The organism is Halobellus limi (assembly GCF_004799685.1).
Classification (GTDB): domain Archaea; phylum Halobacteriota; class Halobacteria; order Halobacteriales; family Haloferacaceae; genus Haloquadratum; species Haloquadratum limi.
In genome coordinates this window covers 2,083,372-2,108,097 of record NZ_CP031311.1, presented here as the reverse complement: position 1 = coordinate 2,108,097, position 24,726 = coordinate 2,083,372, and the positions used below count along the sequence as shown (strand labels likewise).

The following is a 24,726-nucleotide window of genomic DNA, read 5'->3' as shown; positions in this document are numbered from 1 at the left end:
CGGTGATTCGATGACGGCCGGAGACTCGCCCGCCGCGCGCCTCGCCGGACCGGTCGGAGCGGTCTTCACGAGTTCGACCGTGCTGGCAGCGACGCTTCTCTCGCCGACCTTCTCGTGGACCGAGAGCGCCCTCTCTGACCTCGGGGTCGCCGCCGACCCGCTCGTCGCGCTGCTTTTCAACGGCGGCCTCGTCGGCGGCGCCGCGCTCGGACTCGCGTACGCGCTCGCGCTGCGCCCGCATTCGTCCCCTCTCGCCGTCGGTTACGCGCTCTCGCTGCTCGCGATGGCGCTCGTCGGCGTCTTTCCGGCCGGGACGGAGCCGCACTTCCCCGCTGCGATCGCCTTCTTCCTGCTCGCCACGGCGACAGTGACGCTCGACGGTTGGCGGCGGCGCGCGTCTCCGACCGGTCGCGTGAGCCTTATGCTCGCGGCCGGGCACGTCGCCGGATGGATACTGTGGTCGTACGGGATCCGCCCCGGCGACGGCTTCGCCCTGCCGGAACTCGGCGGCGTCGTGATGTTCGGCGCGTGGCTGCTGGCGCTCGCGCCGCCTTCACAGTCGTGGTGGCGTCGCGACCGTCGGTGAGCGCTCACGCCGCCTTCTCGTGGCGTCGGGCCCGAAAAGCGCTCACACCGGCCCGCTCGTCGCGCTGCTTTCGACGGCAGCCCGCGGAAACCGGACCAGTTTTCACAGCTGTCGTCCGACTGTCGGGTATGACCGACGAGGAGACCGACGACGAGCCGACAGTCCCGATCGTCTGTGAGGACTGCGGGACGACCTCGCGAGTGCCGCTGTCGGAACTCCGTGAGTCGATCGACACCCACAACGACCACCGTCACGACGGCGAGGAGATCGCCCAGGTGGACCCCGTCCTCGCCGACGCGCTGGCGGACGCCGTCGCCGACGACCTCGGACTGCTCGACGCCGAATAGCGCCCGCAGTCCGGTCCCGCCTCTGGGGACGGCTTTCAGGCCGCTTTTACGCACCGGCCGCCCAGAGCCCCTATGCTCACGTTCATCGGTCTCGGCCTCTACGACGAGCGCTCGATCACCGTCGAAGGTCGCGACGCGCTCGCCGACGCCGACCGCGCGTTCGCGGAGTTCTACACGAGTCACCTCGTCGGCGCGACCGTCGAGGACCTCTCGGACGCGCACGGAATCGACGTCGAGGTGCGCGACCGCGCGGGCGTCGAACAGCACCCCGAAGAGATCCTCGACGCCGCCGAGGACGAGGACGTCGCCTTCCTGACCGCCGGCGACACGATGATCTCGACGACCCACGTCGACCTCCGACTCCGCGCGATCGAGCGCGGCATCGAGACGCGGGTCGTCCACGGCGTCACGGCCCAGACGGCAGCCAGCGGACTCACCGGCCTCCAGAACTACCGCTTCGGGAAGGCCGTCACCCTGCCGTTCCCCTACGCGCACGGGGCTGACGGCGTTCCACAGAGCGTCGTCGATTCCATCGAGGCCAACCGCGAGCGCGGCCTACACACCGTCGTCTACCTCGATATCAAGGCCGACCGCGGCGAGTATATGACCGCCGACGTCGCGGCGGAGATGCTCGCCGAGGACTGGCAAGACGTCCTCGGCGTCGCCGTCGCTCGCGCGGGGAGTCCGGACCCCACCGTCGCGGCCGACCGACTCTCCGCGCTGGCCGAACGGGATTTCGGCGATCCGCTGCACCTGCTCGTCGTCCCCGGCGACCTCCACCATCTCGAATCCGACGCGCTCGCGACGCTCGGCGGCGCACCCGCGGACGCGCTGGCCGAAAACGAGCGGTGAGTTCGACTCCGGCCGGGTCGGACCGACACCGCGGGCTCAGGCGCCCGGCCGGTTCAGCCCGAGTTCGGATTCCAGGTCGTACTCGTCGCCGGTCACGAGGAAGAGCACGTCCTCGATGACCGTCAGCAGCTCCGGCAGTTCCCGGACCACGAGGTAGGTGATCCCGACCAGAACGACGACCGCGAGCAACTGGCTGATGATCCGATCGGAGATGAAAAACGAGACCATATAGGGGTCAGAGGAGCCGAAAAGCAGGAGAACCTCGTCGACGAACCACTGCATATACTGCTCGCCGAAGGCGATGGTGATGAACGTCGTCCGCAGCAGGTTCAGCGCGTAGATGATCGGCACGGCGATGGCCATCGCGCGGAGTTTCCGGCGGAGCGGGGCCTTCACCGCGGCGATCAGGCCGGCGAAGATGGCGATGCTTCCCAGTCCCGTGCACGCGAGCACGACGGCGACGGTCAGTCGGTGGTCGCCGTCGAAGAAGAGGAACGTGTTGTGATACCCCTGATCGCCGACGATCATCTCCGGGTGGTAGCCGAGTGCGTTCACCAGGAACGCCGTCTGGTCGGCGACGGTCTCCATCAGCACGCCGCGCGGCGCGGGAACGGCGAGTCCGAAGAGCGTGAACGCCGGAATCGTCTCGAACGGGAGGTAGATGATCCCCATCGCGGCGACCGCTCGCGAGAGGACGAAAAGCGAGTCGCGGCCGCCCCACAGCAGGTAGCCGGTGTACAGCGAGGCGGGAACGGCGGCGATCGAGAGGATGCCCTCGACGTAGCTCTTGTGGACGAACGCGAAGTGCGGGACCAGTTGCAGCCAGAAGACCGCGAAGCCGACCCACGCGGCGACCGTGGCGTAGCGCGCGAGCCGTTCGTTTCGCTCCGCAGAGAGCGCTCCGACGGCGAACGTCAGGATGACGACCCACGCGAGCGCGTCGGAGAGGGGGCCGGGCATAGGTGTGAGAACGCAGTTGACGAATAAATCCCTTGTCGTTCCGTGTGTCTCCGTCGACAGACCGCGTCAGCGACACGCCAGCCGCGACGCGACGGGTCGAGGGCTGCGGTCTGCGGCCGCCTCAGGGTTCCAGGACTTCGATCTCGTGGCCGTCCTGATCCGTCGTGAACGCGTAGCGATCGTCGCAGGAGGCGGGGTCGCGGTAGTCCTCGGCCTCGCGCTCCATCAGCGTCTCCCAGTAGTCGTGGAGGTCGTCCGCGCGCACGCAGAGGTGGCCCCACGCGTCGCCCATCGTGTACGAGCGGCCGTCGTAGTTGTACGTGAGTTCGACGGTCATCGCGGCGTCGGAGGCGCCCTCGGGCTTCATGAAGTAGTTCGCGAAAGTGTCGGACTCCCAGCGGCCGTCGTGTTCGTACTCGAACTTCCGGGTCCAGAAGCCGATCGCCTCGTCGGCGTCCTCGACGCGGATCATCGTGTGATCGAGGCTCCACGTCGGCAGGTCGGGATCCCGCTGGACGATCTCGACCTCGTGGCCGTCGGGGTCCTCGACGAACGCGTAGCGACCGCCGCAGGACTCGGGGTCGCGGTAGTCCTCGACGCCCTCGTCCATCAGCCGTTGGTAGTGCTCTTCGAGTTCGCCCTCGGGGACGCGGACGGCGATGTGGCCCCACGCGTCGCCCATCTCGTAGGTCCGGTCGTCGTGGTTGTAGGTGAGTTCGAGCATCGCGCCCTCCTCGTGCATCTCCTCGGGGCCGAGGTAGACGTTCGTGAACGTGTCGGCCTCCCAGCGGCCCTTCTCCTCGTAGTTCAGGTGCGTCGTGTACCACTCGAGCGACTCCTCGAGGTCTTCGACGCGCATCATCACGTGGTCGAGTACTCCGGACATACCCGAGGGATCGGTCGCCGCGATCAAAAAGGGTGCTGAAGCGCGGACGGGTACGGGCCCCGAACCGGGAGTCGGGTCAGGCCTCCGGAGCGACCGACGCGCGAACCGCCGGCCAGTAGCACCACCACGCGACAGCGACCAACGCGACCGATCCGACCGGCCACGCCGTGCGGGTCGGCTGGACCGCGAACCCCCACGCCAGTTGCAGTTGGGCGACCGCCGCCACCGCCAACAGGCCGCCGGTGACGCGCGGGTCCTCCCGCCCGACCAGCCAGCCCGAGACGGCGCTCGCAAGCGCGAGGGCGTACAGCACGGTCGAGAGCGGCCACGCGAGGATGTACCCCGGCAGCCCGCGCGTGTACACGAAGAGGAACTCATAGAGCGTCGTCACCGACGGCGGATCCGTGTTGAGCAGCCCCCAGGCGAACAGGAACGTCGCGTCGCGTCCGGAGAACACCTGCACCGACCAGGGGACGAAAAGCAGCGCGAGCAGCAGGAGAACGGTTCCGGCGGTCGAACGCGATCCGGGAGCGACGCGGGCGACACGGGAGTCGTCGGCGACGCCCCCCGTCGCGGTGGTCGCGGCCTCCCTGTCGGTTCCGTCGGCGTCGTCGGCAGCGACGATACCATCCGTTCTATCGGCGGCGGGGACGATACCACCCGTTCTATCGGCGGCGGGGACGATACTATCCGTTCTACCGGCGGCGGGGACGGTACCGTCAGTTACGGTGTCGGCGACGGCGTCACTTCCGCGAGACGACACGGAGGATGTCCTCGTCCTGTAGTTCGTGGTCGCGGCCGACCTGCTGTTCGTCGTGCTTCGCGCTCGGACCCGTGACGCGGGCGAACCGGAACCGCTCGTCGAGGGTCCCGCCGAGTTTGCGGAGCGCGTCGTCGACGGTGTTCTCGCCCTCCATCAGCACCAGCGGCTCGTCGTAGTCGACGCCGCGGCCGGGCTTGTCCATGTACACCCGGATGAGCCCCAGCGCGTCCCAGAGTTCCTCTTTCAGCGCGTCGAGGCCCTTCTCGGCCTCGGCGCTGATGAAGACGGCGTCCTCGGGGTCGACGCCGACCTCCCGGAGGTCCTCCTCGACGGTCGGCAGGTAGTCGCGGTCGATGAGGTCCGCCTTGTTGACGGCGACGATCGACGGCAGGTAGACGCGGTTGTCCATGATGCCGTCGATGAGCTCGTCGATCGTGATGTCGCCGCGGACGGTCACGTCGGCGTTGACGTAGCCGTGCTCGCGGAGGACGCCGGCGATCGTGTCCTCGTCGAGGTCGACGTCGTCGGCGGTCGTCACCTGGATGCCGCCCTTCCCGCGCTTGGAGATGGTGACGTTCGGCGGCGACGTGTCGAGGCGGATCTTGTTGTTGTACAGCTCCTGACTCAGGCGCTCGTAGCGTTCGATCTCGAACACCGAGAGGAGGAAGACGACGAGATCGGCGGTCCGGACGACGGAGAGGACCTCCTTGCCGCCGCCGCGGCCGCCCGCCGCGCCCTCGATGAGCCCCGGGACGTCGAGGATCTGGATGTTCGCACCGTTGTACTTCAGCATCCCCGGGTTGACGTCGAGGGTCGTGAACTCGTACTCGCCGACCTCGCTGTCGGCGTTGGTGAGCGCGTTGATCAGCGTCGACTTGCCGACGCTCGGGAACCCGACGAGGGCGACGGTCGCATCGCCCGTCTTCTCGACCGCGTAGCCGTGACCGCCGCCGCTTCCGGACTGGTTTTCGAGTTTCTCTTTCTTCTCCGCGAGCTTCGCCTTCAGTCGGCCGATGTGCGCCTCGGTCGACTTGTTGTACGGCGTCTCGGCGATCTCCTCGCGGATCTCTTCGATCTCTTCCTCCAGTCCCATCGTGTTACCGTTCGGCTATCTGCGTCGAAAAAGGTGTTCTTTCCGAGCGGGCCCGTCCGTCGCGTGGGACCGTCGCTCCCGCGGCCGGGGCGACGGCCGAACGGGCCGAAAAATCGAAGCCCTTTGTAGCTCTCGGGACGTAGAGCCGACAATGGACGCAGAACCGGGGCTCTCGGAGCAGTATCGAATGGCGAGTCCGTGGCCGCTGTTCATCGCGCTCGGCATCCCGATCGCGGAGCTCGGCATCCTCTTCAGCCTGTTCCCGATCGCCGTCGGCGGGCTCCTCCTCTTCGGCGGGAGCGTCGCCGGGATGGCGACCGAGTCGGGGTACGCGCGGACGCCGTGGCGCGGACTGATCGGCGTCGCCGCGCCGCTCGCGGTGCTGGGCCTGTCGTTCATGTTCACCCGCATCGGCCTCCCGAACCGAGGGTTGGCGATCGTCGCCGCCGCCGTCATCCTCGTCGCAGCCGGCGTCGCCGGCATCCTGTTCAGTCCCGACCGCGGCCCGACGTACTGACGGGACATCTCTCGGGCGCCGCGGCCGCGAACCAACAACCTATTTGATTCTCCGCCGGAACGGGCAGGTATGGCGAACAAGATCTTCGATCGGGACACGCTCTTGGACCTCACGGTCAACGTCGTCCCCCTGTTCATCATCGCGTTCTTCGTCGTCGCGTTCGCGGTGATCGCCCCGTTCGGCATCGACCCGCTCGCGTCGGCGATCCAGTTCGGACTGCTGGCCGTTCCGTTCGTGCTGCTCGCGATCCTCACGTACTTCGCGGGCCGGGCGGTCGCCGGCAGCGAACAGTCGGGTGAGGTGTATCTCCCCGGGCAGGCCGGTGTCAGAGGCGCCAAACCGCTCGAAGAGGACCACGGACCGGCGGCGATCGACCCCGAAGCCGAGGAGACGCCGGCAGTCGAAGACGACACCGAAGATGCCGACGATGTCCAAGACGCCGAAGGCAACGCCGAGGCCGACGGCGACGACGAGGACGCCTGACCCTCGCCGAGTCCGGTCGTAAAATAAAACCTTTTCGCCGAACGATCTTCGGCACCGTCCCGACGGACTTCCCACCAGTGAAGTCGAGCGTAGAGGATTCTATCGCCCGATTGCGGTCGACGGATCCGGTCGGATCGTCCCGAACCTTTCATTACCTTTCGTTCCTCAGAGTTGCCTATGGAGGTCAACGGACAGCTCGCACTGACGGTGCTTATGGGGCTCTTCCTCGTCGCCGTCGCCGCGTGGCTCGCGCGGGTCGAAAACTGGCGCTCGTACACCCCCGTCGCGGGTGGCGGCGCCTTCGGGCAGAAGGACAGCTACGGTTCCGAAGAGAAACCGTCCGGCGTCATCCGGTGGCTGACGACGGTCGACCACAAGGACATCGGCATCCTCTACGGTGCCTACGGACTCATCGCGTTCGCCGTCGGCGGCCTGATGGTCGTCGTGATGCGGATCGAACTCATCGATCCCGGGATGTCGCTCATCTCGAACACGTTCTACAACTCGCTTCTGACGAGTCACGGCATCACGATGCTCTTCCTCTTCGGGACGCCGATCATCGCGGCGTTCTCGAACTACCTCGTCCCGCTTCTCATCGGCGCGGACGACATGGCGTTCCCGCGGATCAACGCCATCGCGTTCTGGCTGCTGCCGCCCGCGGCGCTGCTCATCTGGGCGGGCTTCTTCCCGCTACCGGACGTCATCCCGGCGCAGACCGCCTGGACGATGTACACGCCGCTTTCGACCGGCGCCGGGGCGGGTAACCAGGCCAACGCCGGCGTCGACCTGATGCTCCTGGGGCTGCACCTCTCGGGCGTCTCCGCGACGATGGGGGCGATCAACTTCATCGCGACCATCTTCACCGAACGCGGCGAGGACGTCTCGTGGGCGAACCTCGACATCTTCTCGTGGACGATCCTCACCCAGTCGGGGCTCATCCTGTTCGCGTTCCCGCTCCTGGGCAGCGCGATCGTGATGCTGCTCTTCGACCGCAACTTCGGAACGACGTTCTTCTCCGGCGAGGGCGGCGCGATCCTCTGGCAACACCTGTTCTGGTTCTTCGGCCACCCCGAGGTGTACATCCTCGTGCTGCCGCCGATGGGGATCGTCAGCTACGTGATTCCGCGCTTCTCGGGGCGTCGGCTCTTCGGGTTCAAGTTCGTCGTCTACTCCACGCTCGCGATCGGCGTGCTCTCCTTCGGCGTCTGGGCGCACCACATGTTCGCGACGGGGATGGACCCGCGCCTGCGCGCCTCGTTCATGGCCGTCTCGCTCGCGATCGCGATACCGAGCGCGGTGAAGACGTTCAACTGGATCACGACGATGTGGAACGGCCGGGTCCGGCTCACGACGCCGATGCTGTTCTCTGTCGGCTTCGTCTCGAACTTCATCATCGGCGGCGTCACCGGCGTCTTCCTCGCGTCGATTCCGGTCGACCTCGTGCTCCACGACACCTACTACGTCGTCGGGCACTTCCACTACGTCGTGATGGGCGCGATCGCCTTCGCCGGCTTCTCGGGACTCTACTACTGGTTCCCGCTGTACACCGGTCGGATGTACCAGAAGACCCTCGGGAAGGCGCACTTCTGGCTGTCGATGATCGGGACGAACATCACGTTCTTCGCGATGATCCTGCTCGGCTACGGCGGGATGCCGCGCCGGTACGCGACGTTCCTCCCGCAGTTCGCGACGCTGCACCAGGTCGCGACGGTCGGCGCGCTGCTCCTGCTCGTCGGACAGATCATCTTCGTCTGGAACTTTGTCCAGTCGTGGCTCGAAGGTCCGGAGATCGACGGCGGCGACCCGTGGAACCTCCGTCAGTCCGGCCTCTACACCGCCGAGTGGGACTGGTTCGACCAGAAACAGCAGACGGCGATCGCCGACGGCGGCGAGGCGGACGACGACACCGCGCTGACGGACGGCGGTCACGTCGACGACGCTGACGACACCGCGTCCGACGCGTAAGTCGGGTCGAACGCCTCGTCTCGACAGTTCTCCGACGGATCGTTTTCCTTCGAGTTCGTGTCACCGACCAGCGCCCGGGCAGTCGACGACGGGCGCCGGCGGGTTCGGCCGTCGGGGACTATCGACGGACTCACACCGCGGACGTAACTGTGTCGGTTCTTCGCACTCCGGGATGCCGGAACGCCTCACGGACTTGCGTCCGACGGCATCAGACCGCGAGAAAGAGGCCGGTGGCGAACATCAGGATCGCGATCGCGCCCAGAACGACGCCCAGCAGGTCTGTATCGCTCATACGCTCCGTTGGTGGTGTGTGCTCAAAGGTGCGTCGGTCGCCCGACCGAAGAGCGGGCGGCTTAACCGCGTCCGAACCACAGAGAGGACGTGAGCGAGACGACAGACCCCACCGAGGACGACGACCGGCGACCGGAGGGCTCGCGGCCGGGGCTCGCGGGACCGCGCCTCGTCGTCGGCCTGTACGTCCTTCTCGTCCTCGTCACCGCGACGGCGGGGTTCCTGATCGCGACGTTCGTCGAGGGGCTCGAACCGCCGCGGTTTCTCTTTCTCGTTCCCTTCCCGCCGACGCCGCTCGGCTTCGCCGCCTACGGCGGGCTGACGCTCGCGCTCGTCCTCGGCGTGCCGCTCGCGCTCGTCGTCCTCGTGTCGCGGCGGATCGACGATCCGGCGTGATCGGCGACGGGCGGCATCGCTTCGCGCTCGGTCACCGGTCCGACGATGACCGTCTCGGCGACCCTTTTTATCCCAGGCGGCTGTAGGTTCGACGACGATGGACGTAGACGAACACGCCGAGGAGCTCGCCTCCGCCCTCGGGGTTGACAAAGCGGAGGTTCGATCCGATCTGGAGAACCTGCTGTCGTACAGCGTGCCGATCGACGAGGCCAAACAGAGCGTCCGCCGCAAGCACGGCGGCGACGGCGGCGGCGGCGACGCGACGCCCACGACGAAGGACGTCGCCGACGTCACGCCCGAGGACGGGAACGTCACCGTGACCGTGCGGGTGCTCTCGGTCGGCCAGCGATCGATCCAGTACCAGGGCGAAGAACAGGTCATCCGCGAGGGCGAGTTCGCCGACGAGACCGGGACGATCTCCTACACCGCGTGGGAGGACTTCGGCTTCGAGCCCGGCGACTCGATCACCGTCGGCAACGCCGGCGTCCGCGAGTGGGACGGCCGGCCCGAACTGAACGTCGGCCAGTCTTCGACGGTCGCCGTCGAGACGACGCCCGTCGAGACCCCCTACGAGGTCGGCGGCGACTCGGACCTCGTCGACCTCCGGTCGGGCGACCGCGGCCGGAACGTCGAAGTGCGCGTCCTCGAATCCGAGGAGCGCGTCATCGACGGCCGGGACGGCGAGACCACGATCCGCTCGGGCGTCGTCGCCGACGAGACCGGACGGCTCCCCTTCACCGACTGGAAGGCCCGCTCGGAACTCCGCGAGGGCCACGACTTCCGGTTCGAGGACGTGTACGTCCGGGAGTTCCGCGGCGTCCCGCAGGTGAACCTCTCGGAGTTCACGACGGTCACTCCGCTCGCGAGAGACGTCGAGGTCGACGACGAGGCCCCGCGGATGGGCATCGCCGAGGCGGTCGGCTCCGGCGGCCTCTTCGACGTCGAACTCGTCGGCAACGTCCTCGAAGTCCGCGACGGCTCGGGGCTCATCGAGCGCTGTCCGGAGTGCGGGCGCGTGCTCCAGAACGGCCAGTGCCGGAGCCACGGCGACGTCGACGGCGAGGACGACATGCGCGTGAAGGCGATCGTCGACGACGGCACCGGCACGGTGACGGCGGTGCTCGACCGCGACCTCACCGAGGAACTCTACGGCGGCACGATGGAAGAGGCGATGACGGCCGCCCGCGACGCGATGGACAAGGAGGTCGTCGCCGACGAGATCCGCGAGCGGATCGTCGGTCGGGAGTACCGCGTCCGCGGGAACCTCTCGGTCGACGACTACGGCGCGAGCGTCGAGGCGAGCGAGTTCGAGCGCGCGAGCGACGATCCGGGCGCGCGTGCCACCGCCCTGCTCGCGGAGGTGCGCTCGTGAGCGACGCGCCCCAGGGGCGGGAGGTGGCCCGCCGCCTCTTCGCCGCCGAGTTCGACGACGCGACGCTGTCGTACTCGGAGGGCGACGACGAGCGCGCGCCGAACTACGTGGTGACGCCGACCGGCGCGCGCGTCAACCGGCTGTTCGCCGTCGGCGCGCTCACCGAGGTCGAACAGGTCAACGAGGAGATCCTCCGCGGACGGATCGCCGACCCGACCGGCGCCTTCGTCTCCTACGCCGGCCAGTACCAGCCGGACGCGATGAACTTCCTCGATCGAGCCACGCCGCCGTGTTTCGTCTCTCTGACGGGCAAGGCCCGGACCTACCAGCCGGAGGACTCGGATCGGATATTCACCTCCGTCAGGCCCGAGAGCCTCAACGAGGTCGACGCCGACACCCGGGACCGCTGGGTCGTCGCCGCCGCGGAGGCGACGCTCGAACGCGTCGCGACGACCGCCGCGGCGCTGGACCTCGACGTCCGCGGCGAGGACCTGACCGCGGCGTTGGAGTCCCGCGGCGTCGAGTCCGCGCTCGCACAGGGGGTCGCGCTCGCAATCGATCACTACGGGCCGACCGAGCACTACCTCGAAGGCATCCGGTCGATGGCGGTCCAGGCGCTCGAACTGGTCGCCGGCGAACGCGACGCCGTCGAGGCGCCGACCGCCTCCCCGAACGACCCGGGATCGCGGGAACTCGGCCCGCTGCCGGCGGTCGCCGCGTCGTCTGCGGCACCCGGCGACGCGGCCGCGGCGGTTCCGGTCGACGACGAGGCGTCCGAAGCGGAGGGAGAAACCGCCGGCGTCGCCGAAGGCGGCGAGGAAACGGCCCCCGGGGGAACGACGGCCGCCGAGAGCAGCGAGACGGCGGTCGAAGAGAGCAGCGAGACGACGGCCGCCGGGAGCAACGAAGCGACGGCCGCTGCCGAGGGCCCGGTTGATTCCGCGGAGACGTCCCCGTCCGCAGACACCGCAGAGGAAACACCGTCTACGGACGTTGCTGCCGAGAGCGACTCCGACTCGCCGAGCACCGCCGACGAAGCCAGCGTCTCCGACTCGCCGAGTGCCGTCGACGAGTCGGACGTCCTCGCCGGGGAGAGTGAGTCCGCCACCGAGGGTTCGGCGACCGACGCCGAACCGACGACGTCTTCCGTCGAAGCGACGGGTTCGTCGTCCGAAGACGCCGCCGCCGAGCCACCCGCGGACGACTCCGAGGAGCCGGAAGCCGGCGACCTCGGAGACTTCGGGACCGAGACGGAGGAGTCCTCGACCGACGCCGGTGCCGGGATCGCCGACGACGAGATGTACGAGCTCGACGAGGAGGAGCGCGCCGAGATCGAGGCCGAGTACGGCACGGAGTTCGAGACCGGCAACGAGGTCGACGAGCCGGGCGAGGCCGACATCGACGTGCCCGACGTCGACGAACTGGAGTCGGAGATCGAGGGCGATACCGCCGACGCCGCCGGGGAAGAAGACGAGGCGATTGCCGAGAGCGACGCGGACGCCGGAGCCGCCACGGAGGGCGCCGGACTCTCGACGGAAGACGCCGGAGCTGCCTCGGAGGAACCCGGAAGCGACGCGGCAGCCACCGGAGCGACGTCGGACGCCGGCGGCGCGGAGTCGGAGGCGACCCCCGCCGAGTCGGAATCGGCCGCCGACGTCGACCTCGAAGACGCCGCCGTCTCCGTGATGGCCGACCTCGACGACGGCGACGGGGCCGACCGCGAGGCCGTCGTCGCGGCCGTCGTCGAGGAGTACGGCGCGGACCCCGACGACGTCGCCGAGGCCATCCAGGAGGCGCTGATGAGCGGGATGTGCTACGAACCCAACGAGGGGACGCTGAAGTCGATCTGAGCCGTGCCCCCCTCCGATTCGGACGTCTCGGCGTCGACTGCGGAACCCGCCGACCGATCCGACCCGCTCGTCGAGCCGGTTCCGGGCGAGCCCGCTGCAGTCGCTCGAATCGACGGCGAGCGGGCGCTCGTCGTCGCCGACTACCACGCCGGCATCGAGGCGGGCCTGCGCTACGAGCGCGGCGTCGAACTGGAGAGCAACGCCGCCGTCCGTCGGGTCCGACTGCTCGGCCTCCTCGACCGGGTCGATCCGGACCGGCTGGTCGTCCTCGGGGACCTGGGCCACCGGATCGGCGGATCGAACGACGCAGAGGCCGAGGAACTCGACGAACTGCTCGAAGCCGTGCTCGATCGCGTCTCCGTGACGCTGGTCCGCGGCAACCACGACGTCGGCGTCCCGGCGCGGTTCGAGTCGATCGACGCGGATCGGCTCCGGATCACCGACAGCGGCGGGGTCCGACTCGGTCGGATCGGGTTCGTCCACGGACACACCTGGCCCGCGCGTGAGGTCGTCGAGAGCGACGTGGTCTGCGTCGGCCACGAGCACCCCGCCGTCCGCCTCGAAGACAGCGTCGGCGGCGGGCGCAAAGAGCGCGCCTGGCTCCGCGGGCCGCTCCGTTCGGAGCCGTTCGCCGAGCACCTGGACCTCGACGTCGACGAACTCGACTGGCGGGATCCCGAGATCGTGGTGTTCCCGGCGTTCAACGACCGCTCGGGCGGCACCTGGGTGAACGTCGACGGCCAGGGCTTCCTGTCGCCGTTCCTCCCCGACGCTCTGGTCGACGACGGGACGGAGGCGTTCCTCTTGGACGGAACCAGACTGGGTCCGTACCGGTCGGTCTGATCCGATGGAGCGTCGACGCGCCGGCTTCGCCGCTCAAACCGCGCCGACGAGGAGGCCAAGCGCGTAGAGGACCGCCCCGCCGACGGCGGCGACGACGAGGTTCCACTCCTCGGGGGCGCCGGCGCTCTCTTTTTCCCTCTCTGGACGAAATCGCCCGTATGAGAACGTCGACGAAAGTGGTGCTGGCCGGTGGGTTGCTCTTCGCACTTCCGCTTCCGGGGACCTTCATCACGGGCGCTCTCGTCGCGGCCGTCGGCGGCGCGCTCCGGTTTCTCGGGGAGTGACGCGCTCGCTGCGCTTCGATCGGCTCGTCCGGATCGAACGCTGCGCTTAATCCGCTCGCGCCGGAAGTGCCACCGATGTCAGAGGGCGCGTCGCAGAGGATGGACGCTTTCACGTCGCTCGGCGAACCGGTCCGCGCGGCGCTGTCCGACCGCGGCTTCGAGACGCCGACGGAGCCGCAGCGCCGCGCCATCCCCCCTCTCGCGGCCGGAAAGAACGCCCTGGTGATCGCGCCCACCGGAACGGGCAAGACGGAGACGGCGATGCTGCCCGTCCTCGACGCCATCGTCCGCTCCGGCCCCGACGAGCGCGAGGGCCTTTCTGCGTTATATATCACCCCGCTGCGGGCGCTCAACCGAGATATGCGACAGCGCCTCGAATGGTGGGGAGAGACGCTGAACGTCGAGATCGACGTCCGCCACGGCGACACGACCCAATACCAGCGGGGCAAGCAGGCCGACGACCCCCCGGACGTGCTGGTGACGACGCCGGAGACGCTGCAGGCGATGCTGACCGGCAAGAAACTCAGACGCGCGCTCTCGGACGTCCGCCACGTCGTCGTCGACGAGGTCCACGAACTCGCCTCCGCGAAGCGCGGGGCGCAGTTGACCGTCGCGTTAGAGCGACTGCGGGCGCTCGCGGGGCCGTTCCAGCGGATCGGCCTCTCGGCGACGGTCGGCTCCCCCGAAGAGGTCGGGAAGTTTCTGACCGGCGATCGGGACTTCGAGATCGTCGAGGTCGACGTCGGCAGCGACGTCTCGTTCACCGTCACGCACCCCGAGATAACGCCCGAGGACGAGAAGCTGGCCGGCAAACTCGCCACCGACGACGAGATCGGGAGCCACGTTCGGGCCATCCGGGACGTCGTCCGCGACCACGAGTCGACGCTGGTGTTCGTGAACACCCGACAGACGGCCGAAGCGCTCGGCTCGCGGTTCAAGACCCTCGGAGAGCCGATCGAGGTCCACCACGGGTCGCTCTCGAAGGACGTCCGGATCGACGTCGAGGACCGGTTCAAGTCGGGCGACCTCGACGCCCTGGTCTGCACGTCGTCGATGGAACTCGGAATCGACGTCGGCCGGGTCGATCACGTGGTGCAGTACGGCAGTCCCAGAGAGGTCTCGCGGCTCCTCCAGCGCGTCGGCCGCGCGGGCCACCGCCGCGACGAGGTCTCGCGGGGAACGCTCGTCACCTCCTCCCCCGACGACACGCTCGAAGCCCTCGCGATCGCCCGGCGTGCGGAGGACGGGGAAGTCGAACCCGCGCGGATCCACCACGCCAGCCTCGACACCGTCGCCAACCAGATCGTCGGCGTCGTGATGGACGAGGGCGAGGTGTCGGCGCGACGGGCCTACGACCTCGTGACCGCGGCGTATCCGTTCTCGGACCTCGATACGGAGACGTTCCGCGAGGTGGTCAGAGAGCTCTCGAAGAACCGCCTGCTGTGGCTCGACGAAGAGGCCGACCGCCTTGAGAAGTCCGGGGGGACGTGGCAGTACTTCTACGCCAACCTCTCGATGATCCCCGACGAGGAGACCTACGACGTCCACGACATCTCCTCGCGGGGACAGATCGGCACGCTCGACGAACGCTTCGTCGTCAACTTCGCCGAACCGGGCGCGGCGTTCGTCCAGCGCGGCGAGATGTGGCGGATCAACGACATCGACGACGAGGAGGCGCGGGTGAACGTCACGCCGATCGAGGACCCGAGCGGCGAGGTCCCCTCCTGGACCGGCTCGGAGATCCCCGTCCCGGCCGCCGTCGCCAACGAGGTGGGCGAGATCCGCGACGTCGCCGCCGGGCAGTTCGAGAGCGGGGCGTCGCGGGCGGCGGTCGCCCGCGACCTTCGGGCCAGATATCCGACCGACGCGGCGACGCTCGAAGCGGCGCTCGAACCCATCGAGCGGCAGGTCGAGGCCGGCCACCCGGTTCCGACGGCCGAGAGGCTCGTCGTCGAGGGGCAAGCCCGGCAGGTCGTGCTGAACAGCCCGTACGGCCACCGCGTCAACGAGACGCTGGGTCGACTGCTCGCGGCGCTCGTCGGGCAGCGAACCGGCACGTCGGTGGGGATGGAGATCAGCCCCTACCGGATCGAACTTGAGGTCTCCTCGCGGGCGTCCGCCCGCGACGTCGTCGAGGTGCTGGAGACGACCGATCCAGACCACGTCGAGGCCGTGCTCGAACTCGCGTTAAAGAACTCCGACGCGCTGAAGTTCACGCTCGCGCAGGTCGCCGCGAAGTTCGGCGCGCTCAAGCGCTACCAGGGCCGAGAGCGCTTCGGTGCCGATCGCCTGCTCGCGGCGCTGGAGGACACGCCCGTCTACGACGAGGCCGTCCGGGAGGTGTTCCACGTCGACCTCGCCGTCGAGGAGACGGCGGACCTGCTCGACCGGCTCCGGGACGAGAAAGAGCGTCTCACCCTGGCGACCGCCCGGGAGCGGACGCCGATCGGGGTCGACGGCCGCTCCAGCGGCCGCGAACTGCTCGTCCCCGAGAACGCCGACGCGAGCGTGATCGAGGCGATCGAAGAGCGGATTCGAAACGACCGCGTCCGGCTGCTCTGTCTCCACTGTTCGGAGTGGGAACACACGACGAAGGTGCGTCGCGTGCGCGACCAGCCCGAGTGCCCCGAGTGCGGCGCGACCCGGATCGCCTGTCTCAATCCGTGGGACGAGGAGACGCCCGCGGCGGTCCGCGCCGATCCCGACGAGCGCGACGACGAGGAAGAGCGCCTCGTCGAGCGGGCCTACCGCTCTGCGAGTCTCGTCCAGAGCCACGGCAAGCAGGCCGTGATCGCGCTCGCCGGGCGCGGCGTCGGGCCGCAGACGGCCGCCCGGATCATCGGGAAACTGCGGGAGGACGAGGCCGACTTCTACCGCGACATCCTCGAACAGGAGCGGCAGTACGCGCGGACGCAGTCGTTCTGGGACTGAGGTCGACACCCACGCGCGTTCAAGACAGCGACTTACCCCGACGGCCCGACCGCCTCCAGCGCCGCCTCGAAGTCCGCTCCGGAGACGACGACCTCGTCGGCGTGTTCGTTGGCGGCCTCGCCCTCGTAGGCCGTCGCGACGCGTTCGATCGCGCGCATCGCCGCCTCGCGGACCACGGCGGCGACGTCCGCCCCCGAGTAGCCCTCGGTCGCCGCGGCGAGTTCGTCGCGGTCGACGTCGTCGGCGAGCGGCTTTCCCTCCAGATGAACGTCGACGATCTCCCGCCGGGCCGCCTCGTCCGGCGTGGGGACCTCGACGTGCGACTCCAGCCGACCGGGTCGCAGGAGGGCGGGATCGAGCGCTCCTCTTCTATTTGTCGCGGCGAGGACCACCAGGTTCGGGTGGTCGGCCAGCCGATCCAGTTCGGTCAGCAGTTGCGAGACGACGCGCTCGCCCACGCCGGAGTCGCCGCCCGCGGCGTCGCGGTTCGTCGCGACGGCGTCGATCTCGTCGAAGAAGACGATCGCCGGGGCGGCCTGTCGCGCCCGCTCGAACACCTCTCGCACCGCCTTCTCGGACTCGCCGACGTAGCGGTCCAGCAGTTCGGGGCCCGCGACTTGGACGAAGTTGACGCCGCTCTCGCCGGCGATGGCGCGCGCGAGGAGGGTCTTTCCGGTGCCGGGCGGGCCGTACAGGAGGACGCCCGTCGGCGGGTCCGCCTTCGCGGCGTCGAACAGCGGGCCGTACGTCAGCGGCCACGTCACGGCGCGTTCGAGGGTCCGCTTCGCCTCGTCGAGGCCGCCGACGTCGTCGAACGTCGTCGTCGGCGACTCCGCGACGTACTCCCGCATCGCCGAGGGTTCGACCGCGGCCATCGCCGCCTCGAAGTCCGATCGGGTCACCTCCAGATCCGTGATCGGCGCCTCGGCGTCGGCCCGCCGCCCGCGACGGAGCGCGATCATCGCCGCCTCCGTCGTCAGCGATTCGAGGTCCGCGCCGACGAAGCCGTGCGTTCGCGCGGCCAGTCGGTCGACGTCGACGTCGTCGGAAAGCGGCATCCGCCTGGTGTGGACGTCGAGTATCTCTCTTCTCCCCTGCTCGTTCGGCACGCCGATCTCGATCTCGCGGTCGAAGCGGCCGCCGCGGCGCAGCGCCGGATCCAGCGTGTCCACCCGGTTGGTCGCGCCGATGACGACGACGTCGCCGCGGGCGTCGAGGCCGTCCATCAGCGAGAGCAACTGTCCGACGACGCGGTTCTCCACGTCGCCGCCGTCGTCGCGCTTGCTCGCGATCGAGTCGATCTCGTCGAAGAAGACGATCGCCGGCGCGTTCTCGCGGGCGTCGGTGAACTTCTCTCTGAGTTTCTCCTCGGACTCGCCCTTGTACTTCGACATTATCTCGGGCCCGGAGACGTCGACGAACGTGGCGTCGACCTCGTTGGCGACGGCCTTCGCGATCAGCGTCTTCCCGGTTCCCGGCGGCCCGTGAAGGAGCACTCCCTTCGGCGGGTCGATCCCGAGGTGGGCGAACACCTCCGGCTCCGAGAGCGGGAGTTCGATCATCTCCCTGACCAGGTCGAGTTCCTCGTCGAGGCCGCCGATGTCCTCGTAGGTGATCGACACGCCGCTGTCGGCGGCGACGCCGCCCGTGCCGCCGCTTCCGCTCCCACCCCCGCCTCGGCCGCCGTCGTCGCCGCCGGACCCTCGGGCGCCGCCGGAGCCCCGAACGCCCTCCGAGATGGAGGAGACGACGCGACTCAGCCGCCCCTCGCGTGTCAGTCGGAGCTCCGTCTCGTCGGTGACGCGGACCATCCCCTCCGGAACCGTCTCCGAGACCACGAACGGGTCGTCGCTCAGCGTCTCGAAGTGGATCTGGCCGCCCGGCTTGATCGGCCGGTCGCGGATGGCTCGCTTGATCAGTTCGACCGCGCGGTCGTCGTCCGCGAAGGCGACGTCCTCGGGCATCGACAGCGTCACCGAGTCGGCGTCGTCGACGTCGACCTTCCGAACCTCGACGGTCGTTCCGATCTTCGCGCCGGCGTTCGTCCGCGTGTCGGCGTCGACGAGGACGACGTCGTTCGGGACGTCGCCGCCCGCGGGCCACACCTTCGCCACGGTCTCTCGCTCGCCGGCGACGACGACGGTGTCGCCGCTGAGGACGCCCAGGCGTCGTCGCGCCGGTTCCGGAAGCCGGGCGATGCCGCGCCCGGCGTCTCGCTTTTCGGCCCCGCGAACGGTCAGTTCGAGGGCGTCGTCCGCGCTCATACCCCCGATTCGGCTCGCCCGGTCTTTTGTCTTGCCCGAGAGAGCGCGGTCGCGCGTTTCGCCCGCCGACGCGTCACGGGGGAAGCGTTTTGAGTCGTGGCAACGTGGCTCACGGTATGGTATCGACCGTCGAACGGGACGGCCAGACCTGGTACGAGTGCGAGGAGTGCGGACTGTTGCTCGACGACGAGGACGACGCGAAAGCCCACGAAGAAAACTGCGACGCGGAGGACCCGTCCTACCTCCAGTGAGGGGCGCGCTCCGCGAGCGGCGGCGAAGCGCTACCCGAGCAGGAGCCACCCGGCGACCGCGACGGCCCCCGCGACGACGGCGGCGACGACGAACGCGAGCAGGAGTTCGCCGACGACGGCGATAACGCCGACGCCGACGACCACCGCGACGACGGCCAGCGCGAGGAACGTGATCGCCTCGGGCGATTCCCGCCAGGCGGAGACGCCACTCGGCAGCGATTCGAGACTGGCGGCGTCTCTCAGCCCCTCACGCGTGGATCGAGACCCCGATCGGCTCGCGGCCGCGCTGACCGTCGACCCCGCCGCGGAGCCTGCGGTCCCACCCTCGTCGGGGGACGTCGAGCGGGCTCGATTCGACGGCTCCGCTCCGTCGTTTCTCGATCCCGTTCTGTCGTTTCTCGCTCCCGCCTCATCGCCCGTCGACGCCCCGGCCGAGGCGACGCGTCGGTCCCGCGCCGCGGACCCGTCTGCCGCCGTCGCGGACTCCCCGCTCACTTCGTCCCCGTCGCGTTCCCCGGACCCGCCCGGCGCCGTGGCTCCGCCCGGCGAGGCGTCCTCGCTCGACTCCCCTCCCGCCCGCGACGGTGCCGACGGTCCCCGTGCGGAGTCCGCCGCGTCGCTCTCGGCGCGGTCTCCCGGACCGGTTCGCCGGTCCCGCGTCCGCCCGGCGTCCACGCGCCCGCTCGACTTCGGAACGACGGTGAGGTCCACGTACGCTTCCTCCGCGCCGTATCCCGAAACGATCTTGAGTCGCCCCGTGCGCGGGTCGAGATTCGGGCGGACACCGATCGGGACCCGCTTTCTCGCACCCGCCTCGACGAAGTGGTTCACGTCGTCGAGCCGTGCGACGCGCGAGAGGTCGTCGTCGAGGTGGAGGTGAACGTGGGCCGCGCCGCCGTCGTTGCGGAGTTCGACGTGGAACGGCCCCTCCGCGGTGAACGAGTCGGGGACGTCGATGGCGTGGACGGACTCGCGGTTCAGTTCCACCCGGAGCGGTTCTGACACGTCGGTGACAACGGAGGCGACGAGTAAAAGCGTTCAGGGTGTACTACGGTGGCCGTCCCCGCTCACTCCTCGTCGCGCATGTCCGGCGGCAGCAGGTTCGGAATGCCGTCCTCGATGGGGTACACTTCGCCCGTGACGGTTCCGACGAGTCGTCCCTCGATGATCTCCTCGCCGTCGCGCTCGTCGACTTCGAGTTCGAGGTCGCTCTTGTCGAGGGGGTCACAGAGGATGTCCATCAGAGACTCTTTCATCACGCTACGGAAGGAAAGCGGCGGTGAAAAGGCTACGGGTTCGCGACCTCCGCGGCCAACTCCGGAACGAGCGCGCGCCTACGCCTCGAAGGGGTTCGCCAGTTCGATCGTCTCCGCGCGGTCGGGGCCGACGCCGACGGCGTAGACCGGGGCGCCGACCTCCTCGGAGACGTACTCGAGGTACGTCCGCGCGTTCTCGGGGATGGCGTCGTAGCCCTCCTCGGCGACGGCCGTCCAGTCGACCTCCGGCCAGGTGTCGAACTCGCGGAGGTTCGGTTCACAGCGACCCCAGCGCTCTGTCGTCGCGGGCATCGTGAACAGCTCCTCGCCGTCGAGGTCGTAGGAGTGTCCCACCTTTACCTCCTCGAGGCCGGCGAGGACGTCGATGTGGTTGACGGCGATGCCGGTGAACCCGTTGGCGCGGGAAGCGTGGCGAAGCATCGGAATGTCGAGCCAGCCGATCCGGCGGGGACGGCCGGTGACGGTGCCGAACTCGCCGCCCTTCTCGCGGATGTAGTCGGCGAGGTCCTCGTCGTCGCCGGTCAGTTCCGTCGGGAGCGGCCCGGTACCGACCCGCGAGAGGTACGCCTTGACGATGCCGACGACCTCGCCGCGGCCGACGACGGTCGGGCCGATCCCCGTTCCGGTGGAGGCCCCCCCGGCGGTCGGGTTCGAGGAGGTGACGTACGGGTAGATTCCGTGGTCGATGTCGATCGAGGTGCCCTGGGCGCCCTCGAAGAGGACGTCGTCGCCGTCGTCCAGGTGCGAGCCGAGGAACTCCCCGGCGTTGACGGTCATCGACTCCTCTTTCAAACGCTCGCCGATCTCGCGGTACTCCTCGAAGACGGCGTCGACGTCGAAGGCCTCGCCGGGATCGACCCCGAAGACCTCTCTGGCCAGCGCGCGCTTCTGGGGGACGACGTACTCGAGGCGGTCGCGGAGCACGTCCGGGTCGAGCAGGTCGCCGATGCGGATGCCGCGGCGGCCGGCCTTGTCCTCGTAGGTCGGGCCGATCCCGCGACCCGTCGTTCCGGCGTCGAGGTCGGAGTCGGACTTCGCCTCCTCCTCGATGCCGTCGAGCCGACGGTGATACGGCATAATCACGTGCGCGCGACGGGCCACGCGGACGTCCGGGTCGAGCCCCCGCTCGCGGAGGTCGTCGATCTCCGAGAACAGCGTCTTCGGGTTGACGACGCAGCCGTTTCCGAGCACGCCGACCTTGTCGCGGACGGCGCCGCTGGGCACCAGCGAAAGCTTGTACTCGTCGCCGCCCTCGACGACGGTGTGGCCGGCGTTGTCGCCGCCCTGATACCGGGCGACGACGTCGGCGTCGCCTCCCCACAGGTCGACGAGCGCGCCCTTGCCCTCGTCGCCGAGCTGGGAGCCGACGATCGTGACGGTCATACACGCCGGTTCTCCGCGCCCCGTAAAACCCATTACGGTCCGCGAACGTCCGGAGGATCGGGACGGCTCGACCGGACGACTCCACCGCCCGGTCCCGACGGACCCCCTCGCGCGAGGCCCCACCGATGCGCCGCGTGAGAATCGACCCGAACCGTTATTTACACCCCCGCTCGTACTCGGTAACAACACCCGTGCGGGTCGGGAGTTCCGACCCTCGTCGGCCGGTTCTGCGGTCCGGAGGGCAACATTTAAATCCTGCCCAGACAAGTTAACAGATGACATGATAGACCGACTCGAAAAGGAAGTGGATATGCTCGAACGCCACTTGCAGGTCCTGAGAATGGTCATCGAGAGCGAACCCATCGGGATCGTGAAGATGTCGAACGAGACCGGCTACCCCCACCACAAGGTGCGCTATTCGCTCCGCGTCCTCGAAGAGGAGAACCTCATCGAACCGTCGAGCCAGGGTGCGATCACGACCGAACGGACCGCGGAGTTCGTCGACGAACTCGACGGGAAACTCGACGAGATCGTCGACAAACTCGACGAGATGAAGATCGAAGAGACCGTCGAAGTCGAGAACTGACGCCCAGTCGAGCGTTTTTCCGTATCTCGTCTCCGTCCCGAATCCTATAGATCCGGGACGTTCAGGTGGAACTCGCCGTTTCGCGCCTCGGCGAGACAGAGGTGGTAGCCGCGCTTTCGCGACAGTTTCACGTACGACAGTTTGCTCGACCGAGAGAGCAGTCCGCCGCCGGTCTCCTCTGCGACCGTCTCCAGCGCCCCCGGTTCGTAGAAGGATTCGGTGACGTAGAACCCCGCCGCGAGCGAGTCGTCCTCGGCCGCGATGGTGCCGGTGTTGGTCACGAGCGAGTCGACCATCGCCTCCGTCGTCGCGTTCCTGGAGGCGTTGATGTCCGCGACGAACAGCGGATCGCCCATCTTGTCGCGGAAGATGACGTCGAAGTCGCGCTGCTCGACGCCCTCGTCGGTCTCGACGCCGACCGTGCCGTACAGTTCGATGCGGTCGACGTCGGGTATCGCGTCGAACACGCCCGCGAGCCCCGAACGGTTTCCGGTCTGGCCGATCTCATAGAGCAGGTCGGTCACGAGCCAGTGCGCGAAGGAGTACTCGGTGCTGTCGTGTAAGAACTCCGCGTACGGGCGCCCGTCGACGACCAGTCCGTCGGTCTCGAAGGTGGTGTGGTGTTCGAGCCGGAGGTTGCCGCTGACGTCCTCGCGCGTGGCCTCGCCGTCGTGTGCGTGTTCCAGCGTCGCCTCTCCCTTCCGGTCGTACCGGACGAACAGGTTCGTCCCCGAGAGCGCCTGTTCGGGCGACATCGTCGCCTCCCCCGCGACTTCCCCATCCGACGAGACCGCTTCGAGTTCCGATTCGAGACGTTCGACCTCCGCTTCGAGGGCGTCGCGTTCGGCTTCGAGTTCTTCGATGCGCTCGCGGTGCTCCTCGCGCTCGGCCTGGAGTTCCTCGATCCGCTGGTCTCTCTCGGCGCGCTCTGATTCGAGTTCGTCCCGTTCCGCTGCCAGTTCCTCCCGCTCGGCTTCGAGCGATTCGACCCTGTCCCGTGCCCGCGAGAGTCGTTTCTTCAGGCGCTCGATCCCCTCACCCGCCGCCGGAGAGGACTCCCGCGCGCTCGCCTTCGCCGGTGACGCCGACGTCTGAGACGCAGACCCCGCGCGCTCGCGAGCAGCCTTGCGCGCGCTCCGGTCCCGCTGCATCCGCGCGACGCGCTCGCGCGCGGACCGCCGCTCGGACTCCTCGCCGCCCGTCCCGCCGGTGGTCCCGTTCCCGCTGGACGCGCTCGGGTCGAGCGACGGGATGGTCTTCGCCTCGCGCCAGCGCTCCTCGTCGGAGAAGACGGCGCTCCCCCCGCTCGACTGGTCGGTCTCCGCTCCGGCGGCCGCCGGTCCCTCCGGCACGGCGGCTTCGTCGGGGCCGGCGTCCGCCGTCGCCTCGGGTTGCGACCGTTCGGGGCGCTGGCCGTCGGACGCCGGGTCGGCGGGACGGTCCGGGGTCGTCTCGCTCTCGCCATCCGTCGTCCCCGTTTCCGCCGTCGCGTCGGCGTCCGGTCCCCGCGGATCCCGCTCGGCCGACTCTTCCTCGGCGTCAGCCCGCGGGGACGGGTCCTCTCGATCGGCGTCCCGCGCGGTCGGTTCGGAGGAGTCGTCGCCGGGGGTCTTCGCGGTCGCCACGCCGGCGTCGGCTTCCGTCTCGGCCTCCGTCCCGTCGTCCGCCTCCGCCTCCGCGACCGGGTCCGGTCCGGCCTCGGGCTCGTCGGACTCGCTTTCGTCCTCCCGTTCGGCCTCCTCCGGCGCGTCCGCCTCGCTCTCGATATCGTCGCCCCGTTCGGCCGCCTCGTCGGGTCCGTCTCCGGTTTCGTCCTCTCCCCCGGCGTCGCCGACTACGGGCGACTCCCCGTCGTCGTCCTCGGCGGCCGCCGACGGCGGTTCCGGAATCTCGACGAGTTCGACGTCGGCGTCGATCACCTCGTAGATCCCCACCTCGTCGGCGGCCTTCTCGAAGGCCTCCTCGCCCGTGATCAGGCGTTCGGAACTCCCGACGAAGGCGGCGCTCATCGACTTCCCGCCGTGGTAGACGACGTAGTAATCCCCGGAGAGCACGTTCTCGGAAAGCTCGATGTAGCCGGTGAAGCCGCCGTTCGACAGCGTCTCGTCCGCCTCCGACAGCGGCGTCTCGTTCGTGTAGTAACTCGCCCGTGTCTCCCCCCCGCGTTCCCGCATCGAGAACAGGAGCGGAAGGCTCGGATCTGCCGCGCGGTAGGCGGTCAGTTCGGCGTGCTCGAAGTCCTCGATGTCCCCCTCGAAGACGCCGACGACGCGGCCGTTCAAGAAGAACGCCCAGGTCATCCCGGCGGAGACGGCCCCGCTGAACTCCCCGTCGGCGAGTTCGTGGAGCCCCTCGTATCCGTCCGGCGCGGCGACCGTCTCCCAGTCGGTCACCACGTCGATAGTTCGACTGTTCATCCCTGTGTGTATCACTGAATCCGGATCAAATACTTTCCGGAGAGTCTGACGGTGGTCGGACGTGTTTCACCGCCCGATCGGCGACGCGGCCGGGCAGATTGTCGCGAGAGTTACCGTCGTCGCGCGAGC

23 protein-coding genes are annotated in these 24,726 nt (G+C 68.9%); 14 read left to right on the top strand and 9 right to left on the bottom strand.

The annotated features are described in order from the left end of the window. The first annotated feature begins 10 nt into the window (after window positions 1–10). The 3 genes from DV707_RS10300 (at window position 11) to dph5 (ending at window position 1,785) form a co-directional block, all read left to right on the top strand. A complete protein-coding gene (locus DV707_RS10300) occupies window positions 11–586 on the top strand; it encodes a DUF998 domain-containing protein (protein WP_103991784.1) in 576 nt (191 codons plus the stop codon). A 128-nt stretch (window positions 587–714) separates the two neighbouring features. Beyond that, window positions 715–933, top strand: coding sequence for a hypothetical protein (locus DV707_RS10295; protein ID WP_103991785.1), 219 nt, complete (start codon window positions 715–717; stop codon window positions 931–933). A gap of 72 nt (window positions 934–1,005) precedes the next feature. After that, a complete protein-coding gene (dph5, locus tag DV707_RS10290) occupies window positions 1,006–1,785 on the top strand; it encodes a diphthine synthase (protein ID WP_103991786.1) in 780 nt (259 codons plus the stop codon). 36 nt (window positions 1,786–1,821) lie between these two features. On the opposite strand, the gene artA is transcribed toward dph5, so the two are convergent. From artA to DV707_RS10270, 4 genes are all read right to left on the bottom strand, one after another. Continuing rightward, complete coding sequence (gene artA / locus DV707_RS10285) at window positions 1,822–2,745, bottom strand: archaeosortase A (protein WP_103991787.1); 924 nt, start codon at window positions 2,743–2,745, stop codon at window positions 1,822–1,824. 121 nt (window positions 2,746–2,866) lie between these two features. Next, window positions 2,867–3,631, bottom strand: coding sequence for a VOC family protein (locus tag DV707_RS10280; RefSeq protein WP_103991788.1), 765 nt, complete (start codon window positions 3,629–3,631; stop codon window positions 2,867–2,869). 76 nt (window positions 3,632–3,707) lie between these two features. Continuing rightward, window positions 3,708–4,394, bottom strand: a complete 687-nt coding sequence (locus DV707_RS19260; protein ID WP_327328802.1) for a TIGR04206 family protein — start codon at window positions 4,392–4,394, stop codon at window positions 3,708–3,710. Then, complete coding sequence (locus tag DV707_RS10270) at window positions 4,375–5,487, bottom strand: OBG GTPase family GTP-binding protein (RefSeq protein WP_136361851.1); 1,113 nt, start codon at window positions 5,485–5,487, stop codon at window positions 4,375–4,377. The genes DV707_RS19260 and DV707_RS10270 overlap by 20 nt, the downstream gene beginning before the upstream one ends. A 151-nt stretch (window positions 5,488–5,638) precedes the next feature. On the opposite strand from DV707_RS10270, the gene DV707_RS10265 reads away from it, so the two are divergent. The 9 genes from DV707_RS10265 (at window position 5,639) to DV707_RS10230 (ending at window position 16,419) form a co-directional block, all read left to right on the top strand. Further along, the gene (locus DV707_RS10265; protein ID WP_103991790.1) at window positions 5,639–6,004 is read left to right on the top strand and encodes a DUF7541 family protein; all 366 of its coding nucleotides are present in this window, start codon (window positions 5,639–5,641) and stop codon (window positions 6,002–6,004) included. A 69-nt stretch (window positions 6,005–6,073) separates the two neighbouring features. After that, window positions 6,074–6,487, top strand: a complete 414-nt coding sequence (locus tag DV707_RS10260) for a DUF6684 family protein (RefSeq protein ID WP_103991791.1) — start codon at window positions 6,074–6,076, stop codon at window positions 6,485–6,487. Window positions 6,488–6,700: 213 nt separating this feature from the next. Continuing rightward, a complete protein-coding gene (locus DV707_RS10255; RefSeq protein ID WP_103991994.1) occupies window positions 6,701–8,452 on the top strand; it encodes a cbb3-type cytochrome c oxidase subunit I in 1,752 nt (583 codons plus the stop codon). A gap of 471 nt (window positions 8,453–8,923) precedes the next feature. After that, window positions 8,924–9,139: a DUF7520 family protein gene (locus tag DV707_RS10250; protein ID WP_170216864.1), complete on the top strand. Its 216-nt coding sequence runs from the start codon at window positions 8,924–8,926 to the stop codon at window positions 9,137–9,139. A gap of 97 nt (window positions 9,140–9,236) precedes the next feature. Further along, complete coding sequence (locus DV707_RS10245) at window positions 9,237–10,511, top strand: Single-stranded DNA binding protein (protein WP_103991793.1); 1,275 nt, start codon at window positions 9,237–9,239, stop codon at window positions 10,509–10,511. Continuing rightward, the gene (locus DV707_RS10240) at window positions 10,508–12,361 is read left to right on the top strand and encodes a hypothetical protein (RefSeq protein ID WP_103991794.1); all 1,854 of its coding nucleotides are present in this window, start codon (window positions 10,508–10,510) and stop codon (window positions 12,359–12,361) included. Before DV707_RS10245 ends, DV707_RS10240 begins: the two co-directional genes overlap by 4 nt. A 3-nt stretch (window positions 12,362–12,364) precedes the next feature. Continuing rightward, entirely contained in the window at window positions 12,365–13,204 is an 840-nt protein-coding gene (locus DV707_RS10235; RefSeq protein WP_103991795.1) for a metallophosphoesterase, read from the top strand. 158 nt (window positions 13,205–13,362) lie between these two features. Further along, window positions 13,363–13,488 (top strand): hypothetical protein, encoded by a 126-nt coding sequence (locus DV707_RS19190; RefSeq protein ID WP_268806875.1) that lies wholly within the window; start codon window positions 13,363–13,365, stop codon window positions 13,486–13,488. Window positions 13,489–13,563: 75 nt separating this feature from the next. Further along, window positions 13,564–16,419, top strand: coding sequence for a DEAD/DEAH box helicase (locus DV707_RS10230; RefSeq protein WP_103991796.1), 2,856 nt, complete (start codon window positions 13,564–13,566; stop codon window positions 16,417–16,419). Between the two features lie 32 nt (window positions 16,420–16,451). Here the strand turns inward: DV707_RS10230 and DV707_RS10225 are convergent, their stop codons facing one another. Beyond that, a complete protein-coding gene (locus DV707_RS10225; RefSeq protein WP_103991797.1) occupies window positions 16,452–18,683 on the bottom strand; it encodes an AAA family ATPase in 2,232 nt (743 codons plus the stop codon). Window positions 18,684–18,799: 116 nt separating this feature from the next. On the opposite strand from DV707_RS10225, the gene DV707_RS19185 reads away from it, so the two are divergent. After that, window positions 18,800–18,934, top strand: a complete 135-nt coding sequence (locus tag DV707_RS19185; protein ID WP_268806876.1) for a DUF7128 family protein — start codon at window positions 18,800–18,802, stop codon at window positions 18,932–18,934. 30 nt (window positions 18,935–18,964) lie between these two features. Here DV707_RS19185 and DV707_RS10220 read toward each other — a convergent pair whose 3' ends face one another. From DV707_RS10220 to DV707_RS10210, 3 genes are all read right to left on the bottom strand, one after another. Beyond that, on the bottom strand, window positions 18,965–19,939 hold the full coding sequence (locus tag DV707_RS10220) for a DUF7524 family protein (RefSeq protein WP_136361850.1): 975 nt from the start codon (window positions 19,937–19,939) through the stop codon (window positions 18,965–18,967). A 62-nt stretch (window positions 19,940–20,001) separates the two neighbouring features. After that, a complete protein-coding gene (locus DV707_RS10215) occupies window positions 20,002–20,190 on the bottom strand; it encodes a methytransferase partner Trm112 (RefSeq protein ID WP_199722983.1) in 189 nt (62 codons plus the stop codon). Between the two features lie 78 nt (window positions 20,191–20,268). Continuing rightward, a complete protein-coding gene (locus DV707_RS10210; protein ID WP_103991799.1) occupies window positions 20,269–21,594 on the bottom strand; it encodes an adenylosuccinate synthase in 1,326 nt (441 codons plus the stop codon). 280 nt (window positions 21,595–21,874) lie between these two features. Between DV707_RS10210 and DV707_RS10205 the strand changes: the two genes are divergently transcribed. Beyond that, window positions 21,875–22,180: a hypothetical protein gene (locus DV707_RS10205; RefSeq protein WP_103991800.1), complete on the top strand. Its 306-nt coding sequence runs from the start codon at window positions 21,875–21,877 to the stop codon at window positions 22,178–22,180. A gap of 44 nt (window positions 22,181–22,224) precedes the next feature. On the opposite strand, the gene DV707_RS10200 is transcribed toward DV707_RS10205, so the two are convergent. Continuing rightward, on the bottom strand, window positions 22,225–24,597 hold the full coding sequence (locus DV707_RS10200) for a DUF7527 domain-containing protein (protein WP_103991801.1): 2,373 nt from the start codon (window positions 24,595–24,597) through the stop codon (window positions 22,225–22,227). Between the last annotated feature and the right edge of the window lie 129 nt (window positions 24,598–24,726).